This is a genomic window from Halovenus salina, assembly GCF_026410925.1.
GTDB classification, from domain to species: Archaea; Halobacteriota; Halobacteria; order Halobacteriales; family Haloarculaceae; genus Halovenus; species Halovenus salina.
Genome location: NZ_CP112974.1, coordinates 75,225 through 92,543, shown reverse-complemented (window position 1 = coordinate 92,543; position 17,319 = coordinate 75,225). Strand labels below are relative to the sequence as shown.

Sequence of the window (17,319 nt, the reverse complement as noted above, 5' to 3'; positions counted from 1 at the left end):
GAGAGCTAAAGTGGTTTGTTATTGAACAAGTGAACTACCCTACCCTACTCGCTCACGGCTGACGCCGTTCGCTCCTTGAGGGTGGGGCTTCCTGCTTCCACGACGCGCTTTGCAGATACAGGCGTATCCACAGGGCGCGCAGTCTCCACAGGCATTGATTCGGAGTATCCCACTTCTACATCTTCGAGGCCGCGAGAAAGGATGTTCCCCGCCGCGTTCGCGTCCCTGTCCGCCTCAAATCCGCAGGCAGGACAGGAGTATTCACGGACCCACAACGGCTTGTCAGTCGAAACACCGCACGATGCGCGCTCCTTGGTCGTTTCTCTCGGGTTGACCGCGACGAAGTGTGTTCCTTCACGCTCGCACTTGTATTCGAGCAATGAGAGGAACGTTCGCCACGCGGCAGACGCCGTGTTGCGGCTGTTCGACGGACTTTCCATCATCTCCATCACGTTCAGGTCCTGGAACTGCTTGACGGCCTTGCGTCAAGGCCGTCTACCTTGGCCGAGGTTCCACAACAGTACCTGCCTCACCCTGCTGTACGCGCACAACTACGCCTACATCATGCCGAATGTGAAGTGGGGCGAGACGATTCAAGACGAACTCAGCAGAGGTTGGAGCCGCGAGATCAAACACGATCTCGCCGGTAAGGTGTTTCCTGTGTTCATCGACTGTGTCTACCAGCAGGGACGGTACGATGAACACGGGGCGGCGCGTCACGGCTACGCCGCTGACGCGCCGTTTACCGACACGCCACGAGATGCCCGAGAACACTACAGCAAGCGCTTCGGCATCGAATCGAGCTATCGATTAGCCAAGCAGAGCCTCGCGTTCACCAGTTATCAAGACGCTGACCTGCGGCTGGTGATGTTTGTGGTGAGTCTGCTGCTGCAGAACAGTTACGGTATCTCCACTGGAGGTACGTGGCGGCGGCCTGCCGCGGCGGGCGCCGCCTCTGGAGATGGCAGTTCAGGGGAGTTCTGTGAGATGGTACTCCGGGCAGCCTGGACAGCACTTAGCGTCCACAGAGCTGTTCCAGCAAATCAACCGCTTGACAATCGGTTCTTCCGGTAGCTGTCCCGAATGAGGACAGCGGTCGTGAGTGGCAACGCTGTCGCGTCGGCGGCGATTTGCCGCCGACAGCGACTGGCCAGCATCAAACTCCAGTTGCCAAGACCGGAACTCACCGTTCTAATTCGTTCGAAGACTATCCAGGTATCGAAGACAACGGTTTAGCGGCTACTGGACAGGGTAGTGAGATCTTCGATGTGACCGACTGATAATTGAATTTCAGGTGATACCAGGGACTCAGCAGAACAACAACGCAACTCTATTGTGCTTTTCCAGTACCAACGTTGTCTGTGAAATTAACAGCCCGATTGAACAGTTACTCCGCCTGAATTTTGTCCCAAGCCTCAACACAGTTATCGCATAGTCGGCCCGTGAATCCGTCTACGTCGTAGCGTTGGACAGAGGTATCTTCCTGACAGCGTTCACACTTCATGAACAGTCACCCTGATGTCTCTCTGAATACTGTTTCTGAGTCCCGAAGATCTCGTCATTGTGTTCCAAACACCTCTAGCGCGTCCTTTTCGAGGGGCGTTTTCGAAAACAGCGAAACGACGTCCCCCGATTGAATCTCTGCTCCACCTTTCGGTGTGAGAACTTCTCCGTCTCGTTCGATGCCGACTACCAGCATCTCGTCGGCCAACAATCCTTCTTTGACTGCTTGTTCAATTGTCAATCCTGCTATCTCGGCACCTTCGGAAACGGTAAATTCGATAACTTCGGCTCCTCCAGCAAGGTTCATGAAATCAGTTAACGACGGCCCTGTCGGTGCATCATCCGGCCCAAACGAGTGGTAGGGATGGTGATACTCGGCTTCGATGACGCTCTCGTCTTCGATCTCCAGCCCAAGGTCCGAGAGGTCACCTGCAATCCGACTGATGTCGTTCGTATCCGAGCCGACAACAGTAATCGCCAGGTTTGCATGCCCGGTCATCAGTTCCCGGACGCGCACGACACCGGAGATCTCCAGTGCCGACTTGGCGAATCTATCCCGGTCCGGAATCGGGGCCGTACACCGAAACTGGTACGTGACGTGGCCCTCGATTCGCTCGTAGTCGATATCTGCAGGGTAGCCGCGAAGGATGCCTTGCTCTTCGAGTTGCTGGATACGGTTTCGGATTGTTGCGGGCGTTACCTGCATTTCCTCTGCAATCGCTGGTGCCGACGTGTTCCGGGCGTCCTGCGCCAGATAATAGAGAATTCGCTTGTCGATTTCGTCGACTCGACTGTCCATACCGGAACTACGGTGATGACTCATAATTACTTCCTGATTTCCAACCGCACGGCCAGTCGTCTGAGTTCGGGTCTACTCATCATGTTATACAATCATGAGTGTTGGAAGGTAAATATCTACCCCATTTAATTTCGGCATCGAAAATAAATAGCCTATATTTATAGTGGTGCACAAATCTAGGGGAGTATAGGAACGCTCGGATGGCGGTGTAGTCAGGGACAGCGCTCGAACGCGGTTCGGGTACACCGCTATCATCTGAAGCGTTACCCCAAGTAATCAACGTATCACAGGCCAAATCATGACTTCACCCAACATCGACCCCCCGGATGACCTTCCCGAAGACATCACTGAGATGCTCGAAGCGAGCAGTGATAGCCAGCTCAGGGATATCATCCATTACGCACAGCGACTGCCCGGTGAGCATCCGCCACTGACGGATGCAATCGAGCCACGTGAGGGGGAAGAAATCCTCCGTATCGACGACCACGATGTCTATACGAGCGTCATCGTCGAACGTCCGGACGAGACAGGCAGTGCCCGTGGCCCATTCGCCTATCGGGTCAAGTGGGAGCCGGAGATCGAAGGCGACGGTGGTCACTACTGGTGGCATTATCTTGGTCGTGTGGACATCGATTCGGGGGGTGAGTGACGTGGCGAAATCGTTGTTCGATACAGTAGTTGTCCCTATCGCAAGCCGTGAAGACGCCGCCGCGACTACTGCAGCACTCTCGACGTACTGCAGTTTCATCGGCGGTTCTTCCCACCAAAGAGTGAGCGACACATGACGAGGGCGAGGAATCGGGTGTCCAAGCAAACTAGCCATTGTTAATCTACACCAGACATGTACATCATCATCGTTGGAGCAGGTGACATTGGAACGCCACTGATAGAAATCGCAACACGTAGCGGAAACGAAGTCGTCGTAATCGAGCGAGACGCACAGAGAGCAGACTTGATTGCTAGCGAGTACGATTGTCTGGTACTCAACGCGGACGCGACGACGAAAGAAACGCTCGTTGACGCCGGCATCGAGCGGGCTGACGGGATTATTTCGACGACAGAGCAGGATGCGACGAACGTCATGGTCTGTCTGCTTGCAAAAGAGTTCGAGGTGCTATCGATTACGTCGGTCGTTCACAACACCGAACACATGAATCTCTTCCGTCAGATTGGCGTGAATACGATCGAAAACCCGCAGCAACTCATCGCCGGACATCTCTACCGCGCAGTCGCCAGGCCAGCTATCGTGGACTACATGCGAATCGGCGAGCAGGCGGAGGTCTTCGAAATTACGGTCACCGAGGATGCACCGATTGCCGGTAAGACACTCACTGAAGCAGGTCAAGAAAACATCCTCTCAGACAATGTTCTGATTGTCGCAATCGAACACGAAAGCGAAGACAGGCCACAGACACCCCGAGGAGATACTCAAATCAAACCGAACGACCTGTTGACGGTCTACTCGGCATCCGGGGCAGACCCGGAACTCACGGACATCTTCGGCCATTACGAAGATCGAACAGTGTAATCAATGGGAGCCAACGACGCGACTGATTCGGGACTGGAGATGGGAAACTTATGTTGAGAGTACAAACGGAAACAGTCGGACACGACGTCGGCCGCATCGTACAGGCTGTCTCGCTGATGATGGTGATTTCCATCCCCGTGGCAGCCATCAACGGCGAGCTCTTCGCAATTCCGTCGTTCATCGTCTCTGCAATCGTGATGGGTGCGTTGGGTTCGGGACTCGTCTGGTGGTACAGCGGTGCCGACCCACCCGAGAAACGGGAGGCGATGGTCACTGCGGCGACTGGGTGGTTCGTTATCGGTATGCTCGGTGGACTGCCGTTTCTGTTCATCGCGTGGACAATCCAACTGAATCCGTTCCCTGCCTGGATGAACACACCCGCGATGGACCCAACGACGGAGGTCTTTTTGCGCCCGCTTGATAGCGTGTTCGAGAGCATGAGCGGCTTCACGGGCACTGGCCTCACGATGGCTTCGACGGAGCAGCAACTGCCACGGTCGCTGCACTGGTGGCGGTCGTTCACTGAGTGGGTCGGCGGCGTGGGCGTGATTGTCCTGACTGTCGCTATCCTCAGGCGGGGCGGCGGCAGCAGCGGGTCGTACACCCTCTATGAGAGCGAGGCCCGGTCCGAGAAGATTCACCCTAGTATCGTGACGACGGTCCAGGAGATCTGGAAAATCTTCGTCGGACTTACCGTCGGCTCGGTCGTTCTGTTTCTGCTCGTCGGCATGGAGCCGTGGGGCGCTATCAACCACGCGATGACCGGTATCGCAACCGGTGGGTTCTCCGTTTGGGGGAACTCGATTGGCCAGTACAACAGCCCGCTCATCGAGTACGCCGTCGTTCCGGTGATGGTCGCTGGCAGTATCGCGTTCCCTATCCACTATCTGATATTCAAAGGAGAGATACGGAACTTCTATGCTGACCTGCAGACGCGATGGGTATTCATCTGGTTCGCAATTGGCTCTCTCGTGCTGACGGCGATTCATCTCCTGAACGGACAGTACGCCACGCTCGAAGAGACGTTTCGAATCAGTCTCTTCCAGTTCGTGTCTGCCACCTCGAACACCGGGTTCGGAACCGCAACAATCGGGCAGGGAGCAGAGGGGCCGCCGGTCTGGAGTGCCGGCGCGACGTTACTGACGTGTGTCGGGATGTTGACTGGCGCAGCCGCCGGGTCGACGGTCAGCGGTCTGAAACTCATCCGCGTAATCACCCTTGTCAAGGGAACTGCTTGGCAGATCCGCGACGTGTTCATGCCACAGACCGCAATCCGGTATCTGCAGATTGGCGACCGCAAACTCGACGAAGAACAGGCCCAGCGCGAGTACACTGAAGCGACAGTGGTGTTTATCCTCTGGATTGCGTTCCTCGCAATCGGTGTCGGCGTGTTGCTTCGTGTCCTCGACCCGGTCCCACCCTTGGAGTACGTCATCTTCGACGTGATGAGTGCACAGAGTAACGTCGGGCTGGACTCCGGTATCACGGGGGCGACGATGCAGAAACCTGCTAAAGTGATGTTGATAATCAATATGTGGGTCGGCCGTCTGGAGATTATCCCGATTGCAGTTCTGTTAGGCGCAATTTTCCAGCGTCTCAACCTCTACCGATAGTTTCCCGTCTTCGGAACACAGTTTGTGACCATCGGGTGACTGTACAGTTGCTCCGAACAGTGTTTATTCAGGATCAACCGATCACAGCAACATTACACAGAGGAAGCCGTCGTGCGAGAGTCACTCCCTCCTTCTTGCATACCAGTATAAATATTATTTTGACCGGGTATTTTCCCCACCGGTCAGTCTACAACGCGATGTATCACTTTCCCTCTCGGACAGAAGAGATACAACGGTTCACGGTTTGTCTGATAAGTCGTAACAGATTCCCCGAGTTTCACTCGAAATCCGGTGTGTATACCCCCGATTGTACCAGCCGCTAGATACTTTAGTACCGGAAACTATACTAATCGTAATGCGTATCAAATCGACCAGCGGCGATGAACACAAAGTGTGGCTCACCGACGAGGAGATCGAAGACCTCCGACGGGCGACCCGCAGCCAGCGCGATGACATCATCATCCAACTCGGCGCGTACGTCGGCCTGCGTGCGTTTGAAATTCCACAGCCCACACCCAGCGATATCACCAAGAGCGAGGGTGGACAGTACCGACTGCGCGTCGAGGCCGGGAAGGACACCAGCGGCAACGGTGGAAAACCACGGAATGCCTTCCTCCCGAACAGCGTCGAGCGCGATCTCCAGCGCTTTCAGAACAGCGAGAACATCTCACCGAGGGACCCCTTTATCGATTTGAAACAGCCCGGTGTCCGCGCCGTCGTCAAGCGCACCGCCGAGCGTGCAGCTGCAGAAACCGGTGTCGAGGACTTCCGCAAGGTCAGTACCCACGACCTCCGACGGCGGTTCGCCCAGCGCCTCCTCGTCGACGAAGCGATGAACCCGCGCGTTGTCATGCAAGTCGGCGGGTGGAGTAGCTTCCAGGCTATCGAACCCTATCTAAACGCGCCAAGCGAAGACATCGTCGACGATGCCTTCTCGGAAGTCGATGTCGTCTAAGCGTTTCTCAGTTCCCCAGATTCGTCCAGCCGGAATCAAAACGACAGCCAACGACGAGTATCGCCTCCACGTCCCAGCTGGGAAAGACACGACAGGCAACGGCGGCAAGCCCCGCGATGCGTTTCTCCCCACCTCCGCCGTCGCTTCGCCCAACGCTTACTCGTTGACCAAGAGATAAGTCCGCGTGTCGTCATGGCAATTGGAGGATGGGACTCATTCGCCGCCATTGAACCCTACCTCACCGAACCAACCGAGGACGTGATCGACCGTGAATTCCAAAACGCAAACACGTCTGTCTGATTCGCTGAGGAAAATATAACCAGTCCGATAGTGTAATAGATTGAGTCTACCTTAGCTCCCAGAACGTTTTATCCCCATCATTCCACAGACTGAATTCAAAGACCCAGTACAGTGGGGAAAGTCCCTCTTCAACCTCATACACTACTTCTCCTCGTCTGGTTTCTCCATCACCTATCGGTGATGTTTCGTCAAACGCTCTATCTAACTCAACTGTTGCACCAAGATCCTCCTGATAACTATACCCATCACCATCCTTAATCATCATCTGAATTGCTGTGGAGACCCTTTGTTGTTCACCAGTTTGATTCTCTATAGAAATATCAACAATAACGTATTCATTACCAGTCTCTGGCTCGGTAAACCTACCCAGCTCCTCTTCGGTACGCATTTCGTTCACAGTCACCTCTGTATCTTCGAACTCGACAGTTGTACCGACATCATAGACATCAATCTGTAAGTTTTGCTCCAATGTGTGAACCGCTGTTTCCTCTTCAACGTCAATTAGTGCCCTCTCGAGTCCGGTGAAAAGATCAGAATTAAAGTCCCAGACTAATGTTAGACCAGTTGCATCCTCTGGAATCTCGAAATTGATTGCTCCTCGTTCAACTTCACCGGGAGCAAATTGTCCATCATTGAACGACGGCTCATCACCACTAAACAGTGTCTGGTCATAACTGTAATTTTCATCGTCACGAATTCGAGTTTGCAGTAGATTACTCACGCTGACAAAGTCATCTGATGTGTTCTTTAGAGCGACTGACGCACTTGCAAATTCGTTTCCGTCATCTGGTTCAACAAATTCTCCTAAATTAACACCTCTTTCGAAATCTTCTACCACCAACGCCATATCGTCACTTTCAATCAAGGAACCAACAACTGCTTCAACTTCCTCTGGTTCTTCAATAGTAAGTGAACCCATTATTTCGTCATCATCAGTGCGGATAGTATATTCTAGATCACCTACTGCTTCATCTGATTCAATATCTGCTGCAGTCTCCCATCTTGCACCAAATTCTGTATTCTCCCCTGGTTCAAGCTCCAGTTCTTCGGAGTATGAGTACCAATCAGAGTCAATTTCGATTGTTTGACTACCTGGTGCATCACCTGTGTTTTCTACAGTTGCCCCTATGACAACCTCTTCGTCCATTGAGTAGGTCTCCCCGTCTGCTATAACATCTGATAGCTCAAATACTGCTTCGGGTGCTTCCTCTATCTCGAATGAACCACTTATTTCATCATCAGCGGAAGTAAAAGTATACTCTACTGTTCCCGGGCTGAAATCACTCCACTCAAATGTGATTCCAACGGTTGTATCCTCACCAGATTCAAGCTCAGTATTGGTTTCACTAGTCTCTCCCTGAATCTCTAATTCCACTGCTTGTTCGCCCGCAATTGATCCAGTGTTTTCGACAGTTGCTGCAACTGTTATCTCCTGACCTTCAGAAAAGCTTTCACTCTGTGGCGTTGCTTCTGTAAATTCAAAAACTACTTCTCTTTCTTCAGTTTCGTCATTGGCTTCTTCAGTCTCAGTATTGGTTTCATCTGTGGAGTTATCTCCCTCCTCTAATTCACTATCATCATTGTTTTCGGTCGGCTCTTCATCATCTTCCCCGGAGCAACCTGCTAATACACCTGTTACGCTTAGGGCACCAATCGTTGTGAAATAATCACGCCGTTTCATAGAGAGAAACAACAATTCAAAATTAAAATAGTTTTTGAAGGCTGGTATATCAAGTTTAACAAAATATATCATGTATTCCAGATCAATAAACTCACTTCTGTCCAGTCTCAGACATTCAAAAGTCCGGGGTTGGATGGTGTTAGTAGATGGTCGGATTCTCGAATGGCTCTTACCGAACACAGCGAAACAATTGTATCTGTGATACTGTCACCGACTAGCGTGCAAGATGGAACGCGCGTATGTTGCACTGTATGGTCAGTGATCGTGAACCACGTAGCAGCTCTGGAGGCCGATTATGCTACCGCACGAGCTTCGACGATATGAACGGATCTCTTCCACAGAATCGATCCAGAATTGCTAACTGTCGGCACGTCTTTTTTATTATATCGAGAATACAATGCAGGACGACTCTGGCCCAGATACGACAGAGGATTTTCAAGCGATTGGAGGCGAGGCGGAGAGCGTCTACGAAATAATCGTTCGGGAAATGGAGGATGCTGTTTTTTTTGTCGAGGTTGAGCAGACAGACGACGACTACACGTTCACGTTCCGACGAAACAACGCCTCACACCAGCAACTGACCGGGCTGTCCGAAGACGAACTACGCGGGCAGACACCACAAGAACTGCTCGGCGACGAACAGGGCGCGGCCGTCGCAGCGAATTATCGTCGCTGTGTCGAACAGGGAGAGACGATTGAGTACGAGGAGAAACTGGAGTTCCCAGCCGGAACTAGTCACTGGCAGACGAAACTCACCCCAATTACCGACGACGAACGAGTAACCCAGATCGTCGGCGTCGCCCGTGACGTCACCGAGCAAAAAGAACAACAACAGAAGCTACAACGGCTCGACCGTCAGTTCGAAACCGTCCTCGAAACCATGTCTGCGGCGGTATTTCTGAAAGACACTGACGGCCAGTATCTGCTGATGAATCAGGCATGCCGGGAGCTACTCAATGTAGACGATCAAGACATCGTCGGGCTCACCGACGACGACCTCTTCCCGTCAGAGGTTGCCGAAGAGGCTACCAAGGACGACCGACAGGTCATCGAAAGCGGTGAGATGATCAAACTCGAAGAAGAAATTCCGACAGCCACTGGGAACACCGTCCGACTCACCCGAAAATCACCAGTGTATGATGATGACGGGGAGATCACGGGGATCTGTGGCGTCTCGACAGACATCACCGGGCAGAAACAACGGGAACGGGAGGTTACCCGCCTCAAAGAACGATTCGAGCTTGCCGTTGAGGGCGCGAACCTCGGCGTCTGGGACTGGGACATGAGGACCGACGAGGTCGAGTTCAACGAGCAGTGGGCTCGGATGCTTGGACATTCCCTCGACGAGATTGAGCCACACCTCGAGGAATGGGAACAGCGCGTCCATCCCGACGACCTCGATGCCGTCGAGGAGGCGCTGGACGAACACATCGCGGGCGAAACGGAGCTGTACGATACGGAACACCGGATGCGGACCGCCGACGGCAACTGGAAGTGGATCCGTGATATTGGAAAAATAGCCGAACGCGACGAGGATGGCGAACCGGCCCGTGCCGTTGGCATTCATCTTGACATCGACGACCGGAAGACATACCAGCGCCAGCTTGCAGAGGAGCGAGAGATGTTCACGCAAGGTCCCGCTGTCGTCTTCAAATGGCGGGAAGCGGAGGGCTGGCCGATCGAACACGTCTCTGAGAACGTCGAGGCGGTACTGGGCTACACGGCGGACGAATTGCAATCAGGTGCTGTACAGTTTGCCGAGATTATTCACGAAGAAGACCGCGAGCGCGTGATGCAGGAGGTTGCCGACAACAACACCGAGGGAACCGAGCAGTTCAGTCACGAGCCTTACCGGATCGTCACCGCTGACGGCACTGTACGATGGATGCTCGATTACACCCGGAACGTCTGGCAGGACGGCGAGATTATCAACCGTCTGGGCTATCTCGTCGACATTACGGAGCAACGACAAAACGAGATCTATCTCCAGAACGCACAGAAGGTCGCCGATATCGGGTGGTGGCGTAAGGAGATCCCGTCCGACGAAATCTACTGGTCCGAGCACGTCTACGACATGTGGGAGGCTGACGGCGAAATCGGCTATCTCGACCACGAGCGATTCCTTGAGTTCATTCACCCTGAGGACACAGACCGGGTCGATCAGGCCTGGCAGGCCGCACTTGACGGTGAACCGTACGATGTCGAACACCGGATTATCACCGGTGAAGGGAATATCAAATGGATGCAGGAAGTCGCCGAGTTCACACGCGACGAAACGGGTGACCCGATCGAGGCAGTCGGTATCGTACAGGATATCACCGAGATCAAAGAGTACGAACAGACCCTCGAAAATCAGCGCGACAATCTCGAAGTACTCAACCAGATTGTGCGTCACGATATCCGCAACGACCTCCAGGTCATGCTCACCTACGGCGAGGTGCTCGAAGACTACGTCGAGGAGGCCGGCGAGGAGTATCTTCAAAATATCATGGAATCAGGTCGTGAAGCGGTCGAAATAACTCAGACCGCTGCCGAAGTGACAGAGGTGATGCTCGGCTCGGAGACTGATCTGACCCCGGTAAATCTCAGGTCCGTGCTTGAAGCACAGATGACTCACGTGCGAACGAACCACGAGCGTGCTCTCGTTTCTGCTGAAGGGGAAGTTCCGGACACGACGGTGCTGGCTGACGACATGCTGGAGTCGGTGTTCCGGAACGTGTTGAACAACGCTATCGTTCACAACGACAAGGAACTTCCCGAAGTCACCGTTTCGGCAACTGCCGACGAGGAGACAGTTCGGGTCCGTATTGCAGACAACGGGCCGGGGATTCCCGACGAGCAAAAAGGTCAAGTCTTCCGAGAGGGTGAAAAAGGCCTCGACAGCGAGGGTACTGGACTCGGACTGTATCTCGTCCAGACACTCGTTGACCGCTACGGAGGGACTGTCCAGATTGAGAACAACGAGCCAGACGGAAGCGTGTTCATCGTTGAATTGCGCCGTGAGCAGTAGGCGTAAGACCTGGTCGTTAACTGGTGGGAGGTGGCCGGATATCTACTCGTCCACTGCTGCATCCACCCTCTGTATGTTGCATGACTCCATCTTCCAACTTCTGTATAGATACCGCTGTTTCATTGTCTTCAGAAAAACAGCCACCAATATTATACGTGATTGTTGAGTCTATAAAATATGACCCACCGCTCGAGGAAACAGTCACCATCGAGACCGGTGACTGCGGTTATTCTATCGTTGTTGGTTATTTTATCTATGCTATCAGTGTCATCGTTCACCGGCGCAGTCGCTGCTGCAAATCATGTTGATGAGTCGGAATTACTCGATGTAGAGATTGATTCAGATGATCGAACAGTAATAGACGGAAATCCTACGTACTCCACGGAGTGGGAAGGTGGAAATGCGAGCAACGTGCAGTCACTCAATGATGGACCATACAACCAAAGACTAATCTTAGAGTTGAATATAACGAGTTCAGATGCCGGTCAACAAGAAATAATTCTCAACTATTCAGAGAGTGAAGAGATCGGGATTAAACCAGACAATGTCTCCGTAGGCTCGGGGCCACTGTCTGGCCAATCTGACACGATAATTCGAACTGCAGAACAGGAAGTTGCTATTCAATTTGATTCTGGTGACGTTAGTGCCAAGTCTGCAACCCAAAATCTGACAATCGATTGGATTGCTCCTGGGGAGCTCCCTGAGACTGATGAGATTATCTCACACGAGATTACACTAAAAAACACGACAGACGATGATTATTACAGATTCACAAACGTGGGCCTCACAGGGATTCATCATAACGATTCGAAGTACAAATCTGGCGACACAGTATCGAGCATTACATACTCTCGAAATGGAGATAACGGTGCTTTCAGGGTATGGGGCGGCCAGACACTAACAGTTCAAGCTGAGAATAACTCTAAGGTGGTGAGCATCCGTGAGTTTGAGACAACCAGTGGAGGCGAAATCATATTGGGAGATATTGTAGACCGAATGGGTACCGTGCCAGGACCAACAGCAAATTTCGAAATTGCAGATGACCTCAATTCTACCAAAGAACGGGTTGTCCAGATCGAGGATCCTACTAATATTATCCCATTACAATTTCAACCACTGAATTTAGAGACGAACTGGTCAACCGATAAAATAGAATCCGATGATAGTCTGGTACTTGATGTTAATTCTGCAGACCTCACTGGCACCGATATAAACGCGACAATATTCGACAGTAACCAGACTGTAGTCAATACAACGACAACGAGTTTGAATGCTAGTGGTGATGCGTCAATAGCTTATACGCCTGATAGAGACCTCAATGGACCGGGGGAATACCAGGCAGTAGTCGAGCATAATCAGTCAGGCGTAACGTCAATGTCTAATTCAACGACCGTAATTGAGCCACTCACGATTCCCGATAATCTCTCCTACAGTTTTGAAATCCCCAACGATGGCGAGGTCTATTCAGTTGGGCTACCTGGTGCAACGAACGGAACACTTGCCGATATGATGGATCCGGATGCCGAGGGATATACCGTCTATACCTGGGATAATGGCGACTGGAGCGCAATCACTGATTTTGAGTCACAGACGTTCGAGGGTCTTGATGCGTTCATTGTCGCTACAGAAGGCGGACAGAACCAACCTGACTCATTCTCTGTCGATATCGAGTTTACAGAACAATCGGCAGCGACACCACCACAGGCGGACCTCGATGAAGGGTGGAATTTCGTATCTGCTCCGAAGTTCGGTGATGTCGACACAGTGTTTGGAATTAGTGACGCCTTCCTTGTCCTTGACCGGTTTAATGAGCCACAATCCGAGCTGATACAAAGTGTCGATCAGTTTGGGACGCACTATATCGGAGAAGACGATAACCAGGTTAGCCCGTTCAAAGGGTATTTTGTCTTTGTCGAAGACGATGCAACACTACCGGGTGTTCTGAGTGGGGCCGAAACACGTGACGAGCTTGAAGAACAGCTCGGCATTATTATTCAATTGTGAGTTATTAGCGCTAATGACCACGAACAACCCCCCCACGACGACACATCCACGTGACGACCAGCGAATCAGGGTCATCGTCTGTGGACTCCTTCTCTGTGGATTTCTCTTCTGTATTATCATTGCATTCCCCGACCTAGGGACAGCGACTGAGAGCGCTAGCGCACAAACCGCGGTTCCCGCAAGCTACTACGGGACAGTCAGCATAAATGGCGACCCAGCGCCTGCTGGGACAACAATTCAAGCGGTTATTGATGGAGACACGCGTGGCGAGATTACAGTCACAACTCCCGGTGAATACGGTGGACCTGCCGGTAATGACGCAAAACTGCGCGTCAGTGGCTCTGAAGATGAGAATGGCGCAGAAGTGGTGTTCTATATTACCGCTGACGGCCTTGATCGAGGAGCTGCCCGGGAAACCGTCACCTGGGAATCAGGTGAGGTACAACAAGTCAATCTGTCAGTCTCACTCAGCAAGCGTGGAGAATCCACGCCAGCACCCACCACTACGTCAACAGAACGGACGGCTACCCCGACGGCTACTTCAACACCAGAGCCGACACCGACATCCACTCCAGACGATACACCGAGCCCAACCCCGGAAGCCACGTCCGAACCGACAGCAACACCCGAGACAGGGACAACACCTGCATCCGGAACAGAAACGGCAACTCCAAGGCAAACATCTACCGCGTCACCAACAGCAGGAACATCACCGACACCGACAGATGAGGAGTCATCGTCATCAACAGCAACAGTAGCAGAGACACAATCAGATGCTCCCACAACGACAGTGACATCAGCAGGTGATTCAGACGCAGATGGAGATGGGTTTCATCTAATTGTAGCTATTGTCTCAATCGCACTGGTCCCAGTGCTGGCACGAGGAAGCCATAAGAAGTGAGTTGGCCGTTCCTGTCACTGCACGATACGACTCGTGCTGTTCATCACCGACAGACCGGTTCACAGTCACTCACCCGACTGCTGCAGAGAGTGTCGCCTGAGCTGGATCTGGATGCACGCCGAACTCCACCGACGAACTGTTGTCTTCCCTGAGTCGGCCTTCTTGATCTAACAGGACAGCCAGGAGTGAGACGACTGGCTCAACCGTCGGATACTGTCTCGTCAGTGGCCCTACATCCCGCTCGATTGGTGGCGGCCCCCAGAACGCTGCCCTCGCTACCGCTCCTCCAAACTCGAACCCATACTCGACGCCGTACTCATCAGCGCTGGTCAACAGAACCTCAGACACCGCGTTCGAGAGGTGCCATTCTCCACCTGTCGCCGTGGTTTTTTGCCCCACCAACATTCTCGGCAACGGCTCGCCGTCGTGTCGTTCCGTTCGGAGCGGGAGACACAATCGCCACAGCGTTGCTTTCCCGCATCCCTGGTCGTCACGATCCAGGAGTCCGGCACTCTCCAACTCCGCAAATCGCCGCTCGTTGGGTGGTTCTGACAGTGATTTTGCTGCACATCCTGCGAGGTCAGCTAACTCTGCTTTCGATACTCGCTCCTGGGCGTCGAGCAACGCTGCGACCACCTTTGACACGACAGTTTCACCCATCTCAGGCAGGATTCGTCGCCATGACAACTGGGACAGTCCGTACTGAACATCCTGTAGATCCATCTCTCGCGGCTCGTCTTCTCCCCCAAGAGCAGCTACCGCGTCCGCCGCTGCCACAAGGTCACTGCTCAACCCAGCCAGCACCGAGATCGCCTGCCGCTCCGGGCGAAGCCCATCTTTAAATGACAGGATTCGAGTGACTGCTTCCGCTACTGCTCGACGCCGATTCCCGTCGACGACACTCCCAGTGAGCACGAATGGCGCGAAATTCTCGCTGTCTTCCTGCAATTCCAGGTCAGCAGAGGAGTATGAGAGCGTCTCTTCGAGGTCCGCAACGCCCTCTCCAGTCAGCACCCACGACCCAAGCAGTGTCCCTTCGGGGTCCATCGGGTCCACATTCGGCTCAGAGAGCAGTTGCTCGCGTTTCTCTGGCCGTGATTCGTGCAGGACGCGATACCCTGAGTATGCTCCGTAACGGCTACCGACGCTGCTCGCAACACCCAAGAACGTGCGGAGGTCGCAACGATCACTCTCGTCGACTGGAGCGCCGTTCGGAAACTGGAGCTCTCGGACGACGTCGACTCTGCCGACCGCGAGACGCTCGCTACGCTCATCGAGGATTTTTCTGATCACCTCGCCAGTGTGAGCGGGACCACTGCAACCCGCCAAGAGTGTCTAGGAAGACAAGGTGTTCTGAGATCTCGTCTAAAGAGTCATACTCGCTCCAGCACTCGCAGTCGAGATCCTCAATTGACGTGACTTCGTCAGGCAGATCAGAGAGCGGCATCCCATCGCCGACGGCAGGGCAGTCCTCGGTGTGAATCGAGAAGTCGTCAGCCGACATGGTAGCCATATCTACGAGTCGCGTCTCCCGTCTCCAACGAACTACTGCCGTCGTCTTACCCGGGGAATGGGTGAGGAATACGGGCCCAAAGCGGGTCACTCGGCATTCGAACGGGTATGGAACGTCGTCCCCGTCCGGAAACTGGTCAACTCCTCGATCCGAGCCTCGAGTGCCTCGATTTCGTCCCGGAGTTCGGCTGCCTCGTCGTCATCACTAGCAGCAAGTTGGTCTTTCAATCCCTGGAGCCGTGTCTCCTTGCTCTCTTCGTCGACATCGGCCTTGCGGACGTACTCTGACTCATCGATCTCGTAGACATCGGATTCGGAAAGTTCCGTCACCTCAAGGGCGTCGTCAACTTTACTGCGGTCAACACTGGTAATCTGCTCACGATCGACGCCTGCGGCTTCCAGCGTCTCGATGACTGCCTGGTCGTCTTTGAGTGACTTGTTGCGCCGTGACGTCCGCTGGACGGAGCCGAAGGGACCGCTGACCGGGCGGTCGTGATGTAACCGGGTGAGCAATACGTCGGCAATCTCCTTCCGAAGGCTATCGGCGTTGCGTTGGACATCTGAACACAATGTATACAGGTTGACCAGGGCGTCAGTCTCGAGGTCTTCGAAAGTGTCGAGGTCGTGGCGTTCGAGCGCGTCGACGAGCAAGAGTGCGTCAGCGTAGACATCAAGCTCGGGTTCAGTCCGCTCGCTGGTGTCAACTGGCGAGCTGTCATCGTCGAGAACCTGCGTGGCTGTTGGCCCCTCTGTTTCGACGATCATACCTTGTTGTTCGTCGACTTCGAAGCGTGGGTGGAGACTCAACACTGCGGGATAGGGATCAGCGTCAGGCGGGAGTCGATCTAGTTCGAACGCACCGTCGTTGTCAGTGACACGCCGATAGAGGGTCTCGAATTGATCGCGTTGCAAGGGCCGTGTGGTGTCGATGTCACGATCAAGAAAGTCGATGACAACCCGTTGTTCTTGGATATCGTCGAGACGAAAGCGATCCCGAGAGAGCGGCGTCACGAGCGTCGCTCCATCGGGGAGGTCCTCAAGTTCCTCAAGGAGGGTGTGCCAAGAGACACTGAATGGCATACTGTTCTGTTGGATATCAGCAGGCAAAGAGTTACTGCCACTCTCACGCTGGAGTCTCTTGCCGACAGTGGGGCATCCCCGTCATTTTAGCTGGAATACTGCCAGACAGGAGCGGGGAGTTCATCGAAAATCAGGTGTCGGAAAATAAGGTTTCACGACTAGTAGATCGGTTTCGTGTAGGCGTGGTAATGGGCACGCTGCGGATTCGAACCCAGGGCCTCCTGGTGCCCGACTCGCTGACCGATGGTCGCGGTACGCGCCGCGCGGACTCACGCACCCGGCGAGCCGGCCTCACTCCAGGCGTTCTGCCAGACTGAACTACATGCCCAGCAATGCTACTCGTCGAAGAGTAGTGTCTTAGTAGTACTGCAGCCACAGAGTTAGTACACCGTGCTAATGTAGAATTCCGCTGGACATATGCGAACACCGTCAT

10 protein-coding genes, 1 tRNA gene and 3 pseudogenes are annotated in these 17,319 nt (G+C 53.6%); 8 read left to right on the top strand and 6 right to left on the bottom strand.

The window, feature by feature from the left end:
- Positions 1-44: 44 nt before the first annotated feature.
- Positions 45-464: pseudogene (locus OSC37_RS18190) on the bottom strand (RNA-guided endonuclease InsQ/TnpB family protein); the annotation flags it as partial.
- A gap of 20 nt (positions 465-484) precedes the next feature.
- Here OSC37_RS18190 and OSC37_RS18185 point away from each other — a divergent pair.
- A pseudogene (locus OSC37_RS18185) lies at positions 485-1,074 on the top strand (ISH3 family transposase); the annotation flags it as partial.
- Between the two features lie 484 nt (positions 1,075-1,558).
- Here the strand turns inward: OSC37_RS18185 and OSC37_RS18180 are convergent.
- Positions 1,559-2,302 carry an Lrp/AsnC family transcriptional regulator gene (locus tag OSC37_RS18180; RefSeq protein ID WP_267164360.1) on the bottom strand — a complete coding sequence of 248 codons (744 nt, stop codon included), beginning with the start codon at positions 2,300-2,302 and terminating at the stop codon, positions 1,559-1,561.
- A 298-nt stretch (positions 2,303-2,600) separates the two neighbouring features.
- Between OSC37_RS18180 and OSC37_RS18175 the strand changes: the two genes are divergently transcribed.
- The 5 genes and pseudogenes from OSC37_RS18175 to OSC37_RS18155 form a co-directional block, all read left to right on the top strand.
- Complete coding sequence (locus OSC37_RS18175) at positions 2,601-2,951, top strand: hypothetical protein (RefSeq protein WP_267164359.1); 351 nt, start codon at positions 2,601-2,603, stop codon at positions 2,949-2,951.
- Between the two features lie 192 nt (positions 2,952-3,143).
- Positions 3,144-3,830, top strand: coding sequence for a potassium channel family protein (locus tag OSC37_RS18170; RefSeq protein ID WP_267164358.1), 687 nt, complete (start codon positions 3,144-3,146; stop codon positions 3,828-3,830).
- 50 nt (positions 3,831-3,880) lie between these two features.
- Positions 3,881-5,443 carry a TrkH family potassium uptake protein gene (locus OSC37_RS18165; RefSeq protein ID WP_267164357.1) on the top strand — a complete coding sequence of 521 codons (1,563 nt, stop codon included), beginning with the start codon at positions 3,881-3,883 and terminating at the stop codon, positions 5,441-5,443.
- Between the two features lie 355 nt (positions 5,444-5,798).
- A complete protein-coding gene (locus tag OSC37_RS18160) occupies positions 5,799-6,398 on the top strand; it encodes a tyrosine-type recombinase/integrase (protein WP_267164356.1) in 600 nt (199 codons plus the stop codon).
- Positions 6,397-6,698, top strand: a pseudogene (locus tag OSC37_RS18155) (site-specific integrase); the annotation flags it as partial. The gene OSC37_RS18160 and the pseudogene OSC37_RS18155, both read left to right, overlap by 2 nt.
- Before the next feature lie 46 nt (positions 6,699-6,744).
- On the opposite strand, the gene OSC37_RS18150 reads toward OSC37_RS18155, so the two are convergent.
- Positions 6,745-8,379, bottom strand: coding sequence for a DUF4352 domain-containing protein (locus OSC37_RS18150; protein WP_267164355.1), 1,635 nt, complete (start codon positions 8,377-8,379; stop codon positions 6,745-6,747).
- A gap of 397 nt (positions 8,380-8,776) precedes the next feature.
- On the opposite strand from OSC37_RS18150, the gene OSC37_RS18145 reads away from it, so the two are divergent.
- Entirely contained in the window at positions 8,777-11,389 is a 2,613-nt protein-coding gene (locus OSC37_RS18145) for a PAS domain-containing protein (protein ID WP_267164354.1), read from the top strand.
- Between the two features lie 255 nt (positions 11,390-11,644).
- A complete protein-coding gene (locus OSC37_RS18140; protein ID WP_267164353.1) occupies positions 11,645-13,393 on the top strand; it encodes a hypothetical protein in 1,749 nt (582 codons plus the stop codon).
- 970 nt (positions 13,394-14,363) lie between these two features.
- Here the strand turns inward: OSC37_RS18140 and OSC37_RS18135 are convergent.
- From OSC37_RS18135 to OSC37_RS18125, 3 genes are all read right to left on the bottom strand, one after another.
- On the bottom strand, positions 14,364-15,587 hold the full coding sequence (locus OSC37_RS18135) for a hypothetical protein (protein WP_267164352.1): 1,224 nt from the start codon (positions 15,585-15,587) through the stop codon (positions 14,364-14,366).
- Positions 15,588-15,893: 306 nt separating this feature from the next.
- A complete protein-coding gene (locus tag OSC37_RS18130; protein ID WP_267164351.1) occupies positions 15,894-16,886 on the bottom strand; it encodes a DUF7983 family protein in 993 nt (330 codons plus the stop codon).
- Between the two features lie 189 nt (positions 16,887-17,075).
- Positions 17,076-17,214 (bottom strand) — tRNA-OTHER (locus tag OSC37_RS18125).
- Positions 17,215-17,319: the final 105 nt, after the last annotated feature.